The organism is Xanthomonas theicola (genome assembly GCF_014236795.1).
GTDB lineage: Bacteria > Pseudomonadota > Gammaproteobacteria > Xanthomonadales > Xanthomonadaceae > Xanthomonas_A > Xanthomonas_A theicola.
Window position 1 is genome coordinate 3910472 of sequence record NZ_CP049017.1, and the last position, 13451, is coordinate 3923922.

General features: G+C 65.6%; 10 protein-coding genes and 1 pseudogene. 6 read left to right on the top strand and 5 right to left on the bottom strand.

Annotated features, from left to right (window positions below):
* Nucleotides 1-46 precede the first annotated feature (46 nt).
* The 3 genes from gyrB to dnaN all read right to left on the bottom strand — a co-directional run bounded on the left by gyrB (nt 47) and on the right by dnaN (nt 5056).
* Nucleotides 47-2494: a DNA topoisomerase (ATP-hydrolyzing) subunit B gene (gyrB, locus tag G4Q83_RS18270; RefSeq protein WP_185817254.1), complete on the bottom strand. Its 2448-nt coding sequence runs from the start codon at nt 2492-2494 to the stop codon at nt 47-49.
* Between the two features lie 113 nt (nt 2495-2607).
* Nucleotides 2608-3708, bottom strand: coding sequence for a DNA replication/repair protein RecF (gene recF / locus G4Q83_RS18275; protein WP_128421878.1), 1101 nt, complete (start codon nt 3706-3708; stop codon nt 2608-2610).
* 304 nt (nt 3709-4012) lie between these two features.
* A complete protein-coding gene (gene dnaN / locus G4Q83_RS18280) occupies nt 4013-5056 on the bottom strand; it encodes a DNA polymerase III subunit beta (RefSeq protein ID WP_246432404.1) in 1044 nt (347 codons plus the stop codon).
* Between dnaN and G4Q83_RS23710 the strand changes: the two genes are divergently transcribed.
* Nucleotides 5000-5152, top strand: a complete 153-nt coding sequence (locus G4Q83_RS23710; protein WP_246432422.1) for a hypothetical protein — start codon at nt 5000-5002, stop codon at nt 5150-5152. The genes dnaN and G4Q83_RS23710 overlap by 57 nt on opposite strands.
* Nucleotides 5153-5432: 280 nt before the next feature.
* Here G4Q83_RS23710 and dnaA read toward each other — a convergent pair whose 3' ends face one another.
* The gene (dnaA, locus tag G4Q83_RS18285) at nt 5433-6770 is read right to left on the bottom strand and encodes a chromosomal replication initiator protein DnaA (RefSeq protein ID WP_185817255.1); all 1338 of its coding nucleotides are present in this window, start codon (nt 6768-6770) and stop codon (nt 5433-5435) included.
* Between the two features lie 258 nt (nt 6771-7028).
* Between dnaA and rpmH the strand changes: the two genes are divergently transcribed.
* From rpmH to yidC, 3 genes are read left to right on the top strand one after another with little or no spacing between them, the layout of a single operon-like run.
* Nucleotides 7029-7169 (top strand): 50S ribosomal protein L34, encoded by a 141-nt coding sequence (gene rpmH / locus G4Q83_RS18290; protein ID WP_003469983.1) that lies wholly within the window; start codon nt 7029-7031, stop codon nt 7167-7169.
* Between the two features lie 38 nt (nt 7170-7207).
* A complete protein-coding gene (rnpA, locus tag G4Q83_RS18295; protein WP_128421901.1) occupies nt 7208-7648 on the top strand; it encodes a ribonuclease P protein component in 441 nt (146 codons plus the stop codon).
* A gap of 18 nt (nt 7649-7666) precedes the next feature.
* A complete protein-coding gene (yidC, locus tag G4Q83_RS18300; protein WP_128421900.1) occupies nt 7667-9406 on the top strand; it encodes a membrane protein insertase YidC in 1740 nt (579 codons plus the stop codon).
* 13 nt (nt 9407-9419) lie between these two features.
* Here the strand turns inward: yidC and G4Q83_RS18305 are convergent.
* A pseudogene (locus G4Q83_RS18305) lies at nt 9420-10212 on the bottom strand (IS5 family transposase); the annotation flags it as partial.
* 438 nt (nt 10213-10650) lie between these two features.
* On the opposite strand from G4Q83_RS18305, the gene mnmE reads away from it, so the two are divergent.
* The gene (gene mnmE, locus G4Q83_RS18310) at nt 10651-12000 is read left to right on the top strand and encodes a tRNA uridine-5-carboxymethylaminomethyl(34) synthesis GTPase MnmE (RefSeq protein ID WP_128421234.1); all 1350 of its coding nucleotides are present in this window, start codon (nt 10651-10653) and stop codon (nt 11998-12000) included.
* 184 nt (nt 12001-12184) lie between these two features.
* Nucleotides 12185-13390, top strand: coding sequence for a tyrosine-type recombinase/integrase (locus G4Q83_RS18315; RefSeq protein WP_128421235.1), 1206 nt, complete (start codon nt 12185-12187; stop codon nt 13388-13390).
* Nucleotides 13391-13451 lie beyond the last annotated feature (61 nt).

The following is a 13451-nucleotide window of genomic DNA, read 5'->3' on the forward strand; positions in this document are numbered from 1 at the left end:
GCGTGGCGGCGCCCGCCCGCCTGCCCACGCGAGCGCGACCGCGTGGTCAGATGTCGAGGTTGGCGACTTTCAGCGCGTTTTCCTCGATGAAATCGCGGCGCGGTTCGACCACGTCGCCCATCAAGGTGCTGAAAATCTGGTCGGCCGCCACCGCATCCTCGATGCGCACCTGCAGTAGCCGGCGCGTGTCCGGGTTCACTGTGGTTTCCCACAGCTGCTCGGCGTTCATTTCGCCCAGGCCCTTGAAGCGCTGGATCTGCCGGCCCTTCTTCGCCTCGTCGAACAGCCAGGCGTGGGCCTGCGCAAAGCTGCCGACCTGCTGGGTCTTGTTGCCGCGCACGATCTGCGCGCCTGCGCGGACCAGCCCGTGCAGCGCCAGTGCGACCTCGCGCAGCGGGCGCAGTTCGCCGCTCTCGAACACCGCCATCGGCAGGACCTGGGTCAACTCTTCGCCCATGTGGCGGCGGACCGCGAGCAGGGTGGCCGGGCGGTGTTCGGTGCCCGGCTCGAAGCGCAGCTGGTAGCGGGCGGTGCCCAGGCTGCCGCGGTTGAGCACGGCCTGCAGCGCTTCCAGGCTCGGGTGCTGGTCGCCCTCGGTCTCCAGTTGCGCCACGTCCAGTGGCGGCAGGTCGATCAGCGCGGTCAGCAGCGCCGGGTCGTAGCGATGCGCGTTGCGCGCCACCGCATCGTTGGCGCTGGCGAACAGCAACAGCAGCTTCTCCAGCGCGCTGCTGGTGATCGGCGGCTCGTCGCTCGCCGGGATCAGCGCCGCGCCCTCGACCGCGCTGTTGGCCAGGTAGGCGTTGAGCGCGTTGTCGTCCTTCAGGTACAGCTCCTGCTTGCCCTGCTTGAGCCGGTACAGCGGCGGCAGGCCGATGTAGACGTAGCCGCGCTCGATCAGTTCCGGCATCTGCCGGTAGAAGAACGTCAACAGCAGGGTGCGGATATGCGCGCCGTCGACGTCGGCGTCGGTCATGATGATGATGCGGTGGTAGCGCAGCTTGTCCGGGTTGTATTCGTCGCGGCCGATGCCGGTGCCCAGCGCGGTGATCAGCGTGCCGACCTGGTCGGAGGCCAGCATGCGGTCGAAGCGCGCACGCTCCACGTTGAGGATCTTGCCCCGCAGCGGCAGCACCGCCTGGTTCTTGCGGTTGCGGCCCTGCTTGGCCGAACCACCTGCCGAGTCGCCCTCGACGATGAACAGTTCCGACAGCGCTGGATCCTTTTCCTGGCAGTCGGCCAGCTTGCCGGGCAGGCCGGCGATGTCCAGCGCGCCCTTGCGACGGGTCAGGTCGCGCGCCTTGCGCGCGGCCTCGCGCGCGCGCGCGGCATCGACGATCTTGCCGGCGATGGCCTTGGCCTCGTTAGGGTTTTCCTGCAGGAATTCCTCCAATCGCGCGCCGAACGTGGCCTCAACCGCCGGCTTCACGTCGGAACTGACCAGTTTTTCCTTGGTTTGCGAGGAGAAGCTGGGATCGGGCACCTTGACCGACAGCACCGCAATCATGCCTTCGCGCATGTCGTCGCCGGAGAAAGCGATCTTGGCTTGCTTGGCGATGCCGTTTTGTTCGATGTAGCTGGACAGGGTCCGGGTCAGCGCGGCGCGAAAGCCGGCCAGATGGGTGCCGCCGTCCTTTTGCGGGATGTTGTTGGTGAAGCAGAACATGGTTTCCTGGTAGGCGTCGGTCCACTGCAGGGCAACGTCCACGACAATGCCGTTGTGCTCGCCGGTCACCGAGATCACGTTCGGATGCAGGGGGGTCTTCAGTTGCGCCAGGTGCTCGACGAAGCTGCGGATGCCGCCCTCGTACTCGAACACGTCGTGGCGGCCTTCGCCGCGCTCGTCCTGCAGGGTGATCTTGACCCCGGAGTTGAGGAAGGACAGCTCGCGCAGGCGCCGCGCGAGAATGTCGTAGTGGAACTCGACGTCGCTGAATATCTCCACCGCTGGCTTGAAACGCAACGTGGTGCCGCGCTTGTCGGATGCTTCCAACTGCTTGAGCGGGTATTGCGGTTCGCCCAGTTTGTACTCCTGCTGATAGTGGTGGCCGTCGCGCCAGACCTCCAGCCACAGGTGCTCGGACAGGGCGTTGACTACCGACACGCCGACGCCGTGCAGGCCGCCGGACACTTTGTAGCTGTTGTCGTCGAACTTGCCACCGGCATGCAACACGGTGAGGATCACCTCGGCCGCGGAGACGCCTTCTTCCTTGTGGATGTCGACCGGGATGCCGCGGCCGTTGTCCGATACCGCCACCGAACCGTCCGCGAGGATCTTCACCAACACGTTGTCGGCGTGGCCGGCCAGCGCTTCGTCGATGGAGTTGTCGACGACCTCGAACACCATGTGGTGCAGGCCGGTGCCGTCATGCACGTCGCCGATGTACATGCCGGGACGCTTGCGGACCGCTTCCAGCCCACGCAGTACGGTGATTTTGCTGGAGTCGTAGTTGGTGTTGGCGGGTGAGGCTGGCGGATTCTGTCGTTCGGTCATGCGCTTGCCGTAGGCTCCACGAGTCGGACGACGGCGAGCAGGAGCCCGGTCGCGCCGATGGATAGGGGATTGCGGCAAATTATAGCAGCCCCGGCTCTCCAGCCCCGCGACGGCTAGGAACGGGCCTGGGCCTGCCCATGTTCCACGTGGAACCGCGCGATCGGCAGCGCGATATCGGCCAGCGCCTGCGGGGTTTCGGTCGCGGTCACGAAGACCTGTGCCGCCCCCCTTTGCAACCGCTGCAGCACCCGCCGCTGATGGTGCTGGTCCAGTTCCGAGGCCAGATCATCCAGCGCGATGACCGGCCACTCCCCGCGCTGCTCGGCGTAATCTTCTGCCTGGGCCAACAGGCAGGCCAACGCGGTGAGTTTGGCCTGGCCGCGCGATAATGCGTCACGGCCGGGGATCGATACGAACTCCAGGCTCCAGTCGGCGCGGTGTGGGCCGACCGAGGTGTAACCATGCAAACGGTCGCGCTCGCGATTGAGCAACAACGCATCGACCAGCGGCACTTCGTTGCGGCGCCAGCCGGGCGCGAACTGCAAATGCTGGATACCCAGGGCGGGCGCCAGTTCCGGCCCGAGCGCCAGCAAGCGTTGCAGCAGTCGTTCCAGGTAGTGCTCGCGGCGCGAGGTCAAGGGTTCGCCGGCCTCTGCCAGTTCGTAATCCCAGGCGTCCAGGGCCGCGCCGTCGCCGCCGCTCTTCAATAGGGCGTTGCGCTGCTTCAGCGCACGCGCGTAGCGGCGCCACATACCCAAAAAGTCTGGTTCCACGTGGAACAAGCCCCAGTCGACGAAGCGCCGCCGCGGTTCGCCGCCGCCACTGACCAAGGCATGGCTACCCGGCTCGAAACTGACGACCGCCAACGCGGCGCACAGCGTGCCCAGATAGACCACGTCTTCGCCGTCGAGCCGGCCACGCCACGCCTGACCGCTGTGCCGCAACCCGGCGCGACGCCTCCGCGGCTGCTGCGGATCCGGGCCACGCTCCTGCCATTCGACGAACACTTCAAGCGCGTCCTGGCCCTGCCTGACCAATCCATCGCGGACCCTGCCGCGGAAACTGCGTCCATAAGCCATTAGGTGGATGGCTTCCAGGATCGTGGTCTTGCCAGTGCCGTTGTCGCCAGTGATGAGGTTCAGGCCCGGCGCAGGCGCCAGTTCGAGCGCGGCAAAGCGGCGCAGGTGATGGAGATCGAGACGGGAAACATGCATGCGGGGATGGGAGCAAAGGCGCTCGCGCCGGGCGCACGCGGAGTCGGCTCATGGGGGCAGGGCGGCAGCATACCCAAAGCGGCCGCGAACGTACTGTCTCTGCGTGCGACCGGTTCCCAGCGGCACTGGATCGACCTGTCGTGCCGCCGCAGTGCAATGCATCGAAGGTACAGTCTGACGCGGCGCATTCCGACCTTCCGGCCGAATCGCGTTGGCCCATGCTACACGCGCAGAAACAGGAAACCGGCGCGCGTCCGGGTTTTCTGCTTCTGTTCCACGTGGAACAAGATCCCTTCCACTGCGGTCACAGCCGCAGCGGCATCACCACGTGGCGCGAACGCGCGCTGCTGGCCTCGCGCACCAATGCGGAGGAGTTGGCGTCGCGCAGTTGGATCACGATGAACTCCTCGCGCAGTGCCGACAATGCGTCGAGCAGGTAGTTCACATTGAAGCCGATCGCAAGATCGTTGACCTTGGTGTCGGCCTCGATCTCTTCTTGCGCTTCTTCCTGCTCGGGGTTGTGCGCGCTGATCTTCAGCTGTCCTGGTGAGACTTCCACGCGCACGCCGCGGTACTTCTCGTTTGATAGGATCGCTGCACGCTGCAGCGCGGCGCGCAGCACCTCGCGGTCCAGCTTGACTTCGTGATCGGCGCCGATCGGAATCACTGCTTCATAATCCGGGAACCGGCCGTCGATCAGCTTCGAGGTGAAGGTGACATCGTCGCGCTTGACCCGTACGTGGCTGCGGCCGACTTCCAGTTCGACCTCGCGGTCGCCGCCTTCCAGCAGACGTTGCAGTTCTGTCACGCCCTTGCGCGGCACGATGATCTGGCGCTTGGCGCCGCCGGCATTCTCCAACGCGATCTCGCACAGCGCCAGCCGGTGGCCATCAGTGGCCACGCAGCATAGGGTCTGGTCGCGTAGATCGAACAACAGACCATTAAGGTAGTAGCGCACGTCCTGCTGCGCCATCGCGAAAGCGGTGCGTTCGATCAACTCCTTCAGTGCCGCTTCCGGTACCAAGAGGCGCTCTGTGGCCTCCACTTCGTCGACCGAAGGGAAATCGTTGGCCGGCAGTGTGGCAAGCGTGAACCGGCTACGCCCGGCCTGCACTGTGATCTTGTCGCCGGTCTGCGATAGGGTGATCTTGCTGCCGTCGGGCAAGGCCCGAATGATCTCGAAGAGCTTACGTGCCGGGATCGTGGTTTCGCCGTTCTGGGCGTCGTCGACCGCAATGCGCGACACCATTTCCACTTCCAGGTCGGTACCGGTCAGTGACAGTTGCCCGTCGTGGACCTGGACCAGGAAGTTGGCCAGGACCGGCAAGGTCTGGCGGCGTTCGACCACATTGACGACTTGCGCCAATGGCTTCAGGAAGGCTTCGCGCTGCAGTGTGAAACGCATGTGGTTCCGTGCCCCTATGCTTTAAAAAATGTGGAATAAATCAAAAGCTTGGTGGTGATGGTAGAGCGGATTTCGGTGGAAAGATTGCTCAACTAATTGTAATAAAAGGCTTTTCTGTCACTTCAATGTCTTGTACTACTGCCCCTGAAGGCGTGGGGAAACCTGTGGGTATTTTTCCCGCTTTCGTCATCCTGCACTTTATCCACAGTTTCTCCCGGATTTGTCGCCAAGTCATGCACCGATTTATCAAACGCGCGCGTCTCCCCGTAGACCAGGCCTGTGAACGCGGATTGACCCATCGCCTTGCCCCTCCACTGCATTACTCGCTCAGTTTGCGGATCAGCTTGTCCCAGTCTTCGCGCAGCTTGCCGTCGGTGTCCATCAGGTGCTTGATCTGGCGGCAGGCGTGCAGCACGGTGGTGTGGTCGCGGCCGGCGAAGGCGTCGCCGATCTCCGGCAGGCTGTGTTCGGTCAGCTCCTTGGTCAGCGCCATCGCCACTTGCCGCGGCCGCGCCAGCGAGCGCGTGCGGCGCTTGGACAGCAGATCCTTGATCTGTAGGCCGTAATAGTCGGCCACGGTCTTCTGGATGTTGGGAATGCCGATCGCCTGCTGCTGCGCGCGCAGCAGGTCGCGTAGGGTTTCCTGGGCGAACTCGGTGGTGATCGCGCGGCCGGTGAAGTTGGCGCGGGCGGCCAGCGTGTTGAGCGCGCCTTCCAGGTCGCGCACGTTCGAGCGCATCTTCTTGGCGATCAGGAACGCCACGTCGTCGGGGATCTCGGCGCCGCGCTCGCGCGCCTTGGCCAGCACGATCGCCGCACGGGTCTCGAAGTCGGGCGGGTCAATCGCCACCGACAGGCCCCAGGCCAGGCGCGACTTCAGCCGCGGCTCCAGGCCTTCGACCTCGCGCGGGTAGCGGTCGCAGGTCAGGATGATCTGCTGGCGGCCATCGAACAGCGCGTTGAAGGTATGGAAGAACTCTTCCTGGGTGCGGTCCTTGCCGGCGAAGAACTGGATGTCGTCGATCAGCAGCGCGTCCACCTGCTGGAACTGGCGCTTGAACTGGTCCATGGCCTTGTCCTGCAGCGCGCGGATCATCGCGCTGAAGAACTGTTCCGAGCGCAGGTACATGACCCGTGCGTTGGGGTTCTGCTCGCGCATCGCGTTGCCGGCGGCGAACATCAGATGGGTCTTACCCAAGCCGGTGCCGCCGTACAGCAGCAACGGATTGTGTGCGCGTTCACCGGGCTTCTGTGCCGCCTGCACCGCCGCAGCCAAGCCGAGCTGGTTGCTGCGGCCCTCGACGAAGTTGGCGAAGGTGTAGTGCGAGTCGAGGTTGCCGGCGAACGGCTCCAGCAACGCCGGCGGCGGCGCGCGCGGGGCGAGCGTGTCGCCGCCGGCGGGGACCGGTTCCGGCGCGCGCGGCCGCGAGCCGACCTGCAGCGCCACCTCGCCGTTGCCGGCGAAGTAGGTCAGCAGCTCGCGGATCCGCGCCAGGTAGCGGTCGCGCACCTGCTCGACGATGAAGGCGTTCGGGGCGTACAGGACCATGCTGTTGTCATGGCGCTGTTCGGCTTGCAGCGGTTTCAACCAGGTGTGAACGTCCTCGGCTGGAAATTCAGCTTCCAGGCGTTCCAGGCAACGGGGCCAAGCATCCATCAGATGTGATTCATTGAGAGACCAGGCGTGAGGCGCGAAAGGTCGCGGCGCACTCGGCCGGTGAAAAGAGAGAAGCGGATGGGCCAGACTACCATCGGCACGCAGAGTCGGGAATGGTTTTCCCGCATCTATTCACAGATCCATCCACAGACCGGGCGCGGCGGCCGTGGCGGCGCCGGACAGCCCGCAGTTGACCGCGGCCTGGTCCGGCCTATAAAATCGCCGGTTCTTTCCACCTCATTCAAACAGAGCGCCCCGATGGCCACCAAGCGCACCTTCCAGCCCAGCAACCTCAAGCGCAAGCGCGACCACGGCTTCCGTGCCCGTATGGCCACCGCCGACGGCCGCAAGATCCTGGCCCGTCGCCGCGCCAAGGGCCGCAAGCGCCTGAGCGCTTGATTGCTTCGCCGCCCCAGGCGGCGCCTGCAATCCGGACCGTGAATCATCCCAACCCGCGTAGGCGATTTCCTCGCTCTGCGCGGGTTCGTACGTCTGCGGAATACCGCGTCGTGTTCGATGCCGCGCGCCGTTGCTCCGAACCGCTGATGAGCCTGCACTGGCGCAGCGCAGCACATCCTGCACGGCTCGGCCTGGCCGTGTCGCGCAAGGTCGACAAGCGCGCGGTGGTACGCAACCGCATCAAGCGCGTACTGCGCGAGGCCACCCGGCAGCTGCTGCCATGGCTGGCGCCGGGCGACTATGTGGTGGTGGCGCGCGGCGCCGCCGCCCAGGCCAGCGGCGAACAGCTGCGCCAGGCCTACCTGCGCCTGCTGCGCCGTGCCGGCGCATTGCCGGCCCCGGCTGCGGACGGCACAATGCCGCCGCCTCTTTCTCCTTCGTCCTTCCCCCCTTCCAAGTCAGAACCCGTTTCTGGCTGAGCCGAGCCCGCCTGTCCGATGAACCAGACCCGCCTTTTCCTGATCTTTGCCTGGCTGATGGTCGCGGGCCTGTTGTGGATGGAGTGGAACAGGGAGCACGCCGCGCCTGCGGCCGATGCGGCGGCCGTTGCGGCCGCGACCACGCTGCCGCCCGCGCAGGACGTCGATGCCGGCGGCAGTGCCGCTCCCGCCGTGCCGCGCGCCGCCGTGCCGGGTGCGGCCGATGTGCCGGGCGCACCCTCCGAGACGAGCGCCGCGCCGGTGGCCGCCGGCGTCGCATCGCGGGTCACCATCACCACCGACGTGCTGCACCTGACGCTGGACGGGCGCAGCGTGTTCGATGCGGATCTGCTGATGTTCCCGCAGACCAAGCAGCCGGGCAGCCCGCCGGTCGCGCTGCTGACCGAGGACGCGGCGCACCCGTATACCGCGACCAGCGGCTGGGTCGGCGAGCGCAACGCGCCGTCGCCGGGTCCCGGCGGCTTCCGCCCGGAGCAGCCGGGCAAGGACTACGTGCTGGCCAAGGGCCAGGACGCATTGCAGGTGCCGTTCGTGTGGAACGGCCCGGACGGGATCAGCATCCGCCGCGTCTACACCGTGCAGCGCGGCCACTATGCCGTGCAGATCAAGGACGAGATCGTCAACCAGGGCAGCAAGCCCTGGCAGGGCTACGTGTTCCGCAAGCTGAGCCGGGTGCCGACCATCGTCAGCCGCGGCATGACCAACCCGGATTCCTTCAGCTTCAACGGCGCCACATGGTTCAGCGCGCAGGACGGCTACCAGCGCCGCGCCTTCAAGGACTTCCTGGAAGACGGCCCGGTGAACCAGACCATCAAGGGCGGCTGGATCGCGCTGCTGCAGCACCATTTCTTCACCGGCTGGATTCCGCAGGCCGACCAGGATGCGCTGTATGTGCTGTCCAACGACGGCCCGCGCCACGTGATCGAAGCGCGCGGCCCGGCCTTCACCGTCGCGCCGGGCGGGCGCGCCAGCAGCCAAGCGCGCTTGTGGATCGGGCCGAAGTTGGTCAACCAGATCGCCAAGGAAAACGTGCGCGGCCTGGACCGCGTGGTCGACTACAGCCGCTTCTCGCTGATGGCGATCCTGGGCCAGGGCCTGTTCTGGGTGCTCAGCCACCTGCACACCCTGCTTGGCAACTGGGGCTGGTCGATCGTCGGCCTGGTGGTGCTGCTGAAGCTGGTGCTGTATCCGCTGTCGGCGGCGCAGTACAAGAGCATGGCCAGGATGCGCAAGTTCCAGCCGCGCATCCAGCAGCTCAAGGAACGCTACGGCGACGACAAGCAGAAGTTCCAGACCGCGATGATGGAGTTGTACAAGAAGGAGAAGATCAATCCGATGGGCGGCTGCCTGCCGGTGCTGGTGCAGATGCCGATCTTCTTCGCCCTGTACTGGGTGCTGGTGGAATCGGTGGAACTGCGTCAGGCGCCGTGGTTCGCCTGGATCCAGGACCTGACCGCGCGCGATCCCTACTTCATCCTGCCGGTGATCAACGTGGCGGTGATGTGGCTGACGCAGAAGCTGACGCCGTCGCCGGGCATGGACCCGATGCAGGCGCGGATGATGCAATTCATGCCGCTGGTGTTCGGCGTGATGATGGCCTTCGTGCCGTCGGGCCTGGTGCTGTACTGGGTCACCAACGGCTCGCTGGGACTGCTGCAGCAGTGGTGGATGACCAAGCGTCACGGCGAGGCCGTCGTCGCCGCCACGGCCAAACCGCCGGCCAAGACCAAGAAGTAAGAACCTGTTCACATCTTTTGAGTAGTAGTGTCAGGCATGCCAGGTGGATGAACTGCAAGCTGGTGTTGAGCTTGCGCTCGCAGTTCTTCCATAGCCTTCGGTTCTTTTCCAGCCACGCAAAGCTGCGTTCGACGCTCCAGCGCTTGGGCATGACCTTGAAGGTGTGCAGTTCGCTGCGTTTGGCGATCTGCACCGTGACTTGCTTGCCCAGGATCTCTCGTACGCCTTCGGCGAACGGTTCTGCGGTATAGCCGCTATCGCACAACAGGCTTTGCACGTGTCCCAGGTTCGGCTTGCAACGATCCAGGGATTGGAGCGCGCCTTTGCGGTCGGTCACTTCCGCCGTCGTCACCGCGACCGCATGCGGCAGGCCTTGGGTATCGACGGCGATGCGACGCTTGATCCCCGAGACCTTCTTGCCCGCGTCATAACCCTTCTGGCCGGCCGTGTCCGTGTTCTTCACGCTCTGTGCGTCCACGATCAAGAACGTGCTGCAAGCGTTGCGCCCCTGTCTCTGGCGGGCCGCGCCACCCTGATTTTTTGAGCGCCCGCTCCAGCAGGCTCACTCCTTCATCGTCTGGTTCGCTCCACTTGGCAAAGTAGCAGTGCACGGTGCGCCACTTCGGGAAGTCGCTGGGCAGCGCTGGCCACTGACAGCCGGTGCGCAGCAGGTACAGCACCGCGCACCACACGTCCTACAGATCCACGGTCCGTGGCTTGGTACGCTTGCGCGCCTGCTCCAGAATGGGGCGGATCTGCTCGAACCGCTCCCGGCTCATGGCACTCGGATACGTCTTTGTGCGCATCCGCAGAGTTTGCACTACCCGGGAAAGATCGTGAACAGGTTCTAAGTCCGACAACGCCCGCCGCCAGGCAGGCGTTGTGCATGCGCAACGCCGCGCGTCCTGCCTTCGTTCCCGTGCGTCACCGAACATGTGCGACCATCGTTGCGTCTGCCTGCGGTCCGCTACCGGGTTGCCAGCGCACGCCAGCCCTTGCGGGCGTTGGCGTTGCGATAGCTGCGTGTCCGCCGGATCCACCACCGCCAGGCACGCACGCGTAGGCGGCACAGTGGCTGGAGACCATCGCTGAAGATCCATTCCTCGCGCGCAATGGCTCGCCTCGACCGCGACGACACGTACCGGCAGACGGGCGACGACCGGTAACGCCGCCAAGACCAGATCTATATTCCGGACTTGGCTGCAGACGTTGTAGGCTGCAGCGCCGCCGCCGAGAGCTTCGCCATGCCACCTGCCGCTGTCGACACCATCGCCGCCATTGCCACCGCCCCGGGTGCGGGCGGCGTCGGCGTGGTGCGCGTGTCCGGGCGCCTGGCCGCGGCGATCGGCGCCGGCCTCGGGCTGGGCACGCTGGCCCCGCGCACGGCGCGCTATGCACGCTTCCGCGATGCGCAAGGCGATACGCTGGACGACGGTATCGCGCTGTGGTTCCCGGCCCCGCACAGTTTCACCGGCGAGGACGTGCTGGAACTGCAGGCGCACGGCAGCCCGGTGCTGCTGCGGCAACTGGTGGCGCGTTGCTGCGAACTCGGCGCGCGCCCTGCGCGGCCGGGCGAATTCAGCGAGCGCGCCTTCCTCAACCGCAAGCTGGACCTGGCCCAGGTCGAGGCGATCGCCGACCTGATCACGGCTGGCGACCTGCGCGCGGCGCGCGCGGCGCGCAGGTCGCTGGACGGGGTATTTTCGCACCGGATCCAGGCCCTTGCCGAGCAACTGGCGCGATTGCGCATCCATATCGAGGCGGCGATCGATTTCGCCGACGAATCGCTGAACACGCTCGGCGGCGCACAAGTCCGCGCCGGCCTAGAGCAGGCCCGCGCCGTGCTGGCGCAACTGCTGCTGGACGCCGAGCGCGGCCGGCGCCTGCGCGACGGCCTGCACACCGTGCTGGTGGGGCCGCCGAACGCCGGCAAGAGCTCGCTGCTCAACGCCCTGGCCGGCAGCGAGCGCGCCATCGTCACCGACATCGCCGGCACCACCCGCGACACCTTACGCGAGACCGTGCGCCTGGACGGGGTGGAGCTGACCCTGGTGGATACCGCGGGCTTGCGCGAGGGCGGCGATGCGATTGAGCGCGAAGGCATGCGCCGCACGCGGCTGGAATTGCAGCGCGCGGACCTGGCGCTGATCGTGCTCGATGCGCGCGACACCGACACCGATGCCGGCCTTGCGGCGATCGCCGCCGCCGTCGCTGACGTGCCGCAGCGGCTGTGGATCCACAACAAGAGCGACCTGCTCGACGCTGAGCCCGAGCCCGAGCCCGACCGCGTGCATGTCTCCGCCGCGACCGGCGGCGGTCTCGACCAACTGCACGCGCAGCTGCGCGCGATCGTCGTCGCCGCCGCCGGCGACGGCAGCGAGGGCGAATTCTCCGCGCGCGCGCGGCACGTGGACGCATTGCAGCGCGCCGCGGCGCATGCAGCCGCGGCGGCGATCGAACTCGGCCACGAGCGGCTGGAACTGGCCGCCGAGGAACTGCGCCTGACGCACGCCGCGCTCGGCGAGATCGTCGGCCAACTCAGCGCCGATGAGTTACTAGGGCGGATCTTCTCGAGCTTCTGCATCGGGAAGTGAGATGGGGTCTATGGATGTCCACTGAAGTCTGCTGATGTGCCTGTAATCCCCATAAATAAAGGGATTTTTGTCTACTGAGTGATTCGGTGATACAGTCATAGCCACTCGTTTTTATGTCCAAATTTGGCACCAAGTAGCTAGATTTTTCACTTTCATCCTTCTACTTGGACATGCGGAGGATGAGATGGCACTGACCGACACTGCGCTCAAGGCACTCAGGTCCAGGGACAAGACCTATACGGTCACCGACGACCGGGGGCTGTATGTGGAGGTCTTCCCGACCGGGGGTGTTGTCTGGCGATACCGCTACCGGCTAAACGGCAAGTACGAGAAGCTGACGCTGGGCAAATACCCCGCGTTGACGCTGAAGAATGCGCGCTTGAAGCGGGACGAGGCAGCCCAGCAAGTGGCGATGGGAGAGTCGCCGGCAAAGAAGAAGCAGCAGGAGAAAGTGGCTGGAGCAGAAGACGCTACCTTGGCCGAATTTACCGAGCGCTTCTTCAAGGACATCCAGTCACGCGACCGCAAGGACATGACCATGCCTCGCCGCTACCTGGAAAAGGACATCCTGCCGCACATCGGCAGCAAGCGGATCAGGGACATCACCGCCGAGGACGTGCGCAGCGTCATCTGGCGCAAGAAGGCGCAAGGTTTCGACGCCGCCGCCGGCCAGGTGCGCGGGCTGCTCAAACGCATGTTCGACTACGCACTGACCTGCGGCCTGATCCAGGCTAACCCGGTCATGGCCCTGCCGATGCGGCACGTCTACCGCGCCGCCGCCCGCGACCGGGCACTGACGCCGGACGAAATCCGGCAGTTCCTGCGCACCATGCAGACCTCCAACATCCGCCGCCAGTTCAAGATCGCCTTCCAATTGATCCTGATGACCCTGGTGCGCAAGTCCGAGCTGATGCTGGCACAGTGGAAGGACGTGCATCTGGACGAAGGCGAATGGCACATCCCGGTCGAGAACTCCAAGACCGGCAAGCCGCACATCGTCTACTTGTCCACGCAGGCACAGACCCTGTTCAAGGAACTCAAGCCGCTGGCCAGCAGCAGCGTCTGGGTGTTGCCGGGGCGCGGTACCCTGGCCAAGCCCTTTGCCAACAACGCGCTGAACCAGGCGCTGAAGGTGTCATTGCAGGGGCAGGAGATCCCCGCCTTCACCATCCATGACCTGCGGCGCACTGCTTCGACCCTGTTGCACGAGCAGGGCTGGCCTTCGGATGTGGTGGAGAAGGCGCTGAACCACACCATCGGCGGCGTGCGGGGCGTCTACAACCGGGCGGAATACGCCGAGCAAAGGCGAGAGATGTTGCAGGCGTGGTCGGACTACATCGACGGGCTGGTGCCGTCGGGAAATCTGGTGATCGGTGCCGGCTCGGCGTGACGGCGGCCTTTTCCTTTTCTGGGTAGGGCCGTTGTCCCTTGCGTGCCATTCTCTTGTTGCT

Excerpts from the sequence above, each read along its gene's own strand:
- gyrB (WP_185817254.1), bottom strand. The coding sequence starts at position 2,494 with ATGACCGAACGACAGAATCCGCCAGCCTCACCCGCCAACACCAACTAC.
- mnmE (WP_128421234.1), top strand. The coding sequence starts at position 10,651 with ATGCCACCTGCCGCTGTCGACACCATCGCCGCCATTGCCACCGCCCCG.
- dnaA (WP_185817255.1), bottom strand. The coding sequence starts at position 6,770 with ATGGATGCTTGGCCCCGTTGCCTGGAACGCCTGGAAGCTGAATTTCCA.
- rpmH (WP_003469983.1), top strand. The coding sequence starts at position 7,029 with ATGGCCACCAAGCGCACCTTCCAGCCCAGCAACCTCAAGCGCAAGCGC.
- G4Q83_RS18315 (WP_128421235.1), top strand. The coding sequence starts at position 12,185 with ATGGCACTGACCGACACTGCGCTCAAGGCACTCAGGTCCAGGGACAAG.
- yidC (WP_128421900.1), top strand. The coding sequence starts at position 7,667 with ATGAACCAGACCCGCCTTTTCCTGATCTTTGCCTGGCTGATGGTCGCG.
- recF (WP_128421878.1), bottom strand. The coding sequence starts at position 3,708 with ATGCATGTTTCCCGTCTCGATCTCCATCACCTGCGCCGCTTTGCCGCG.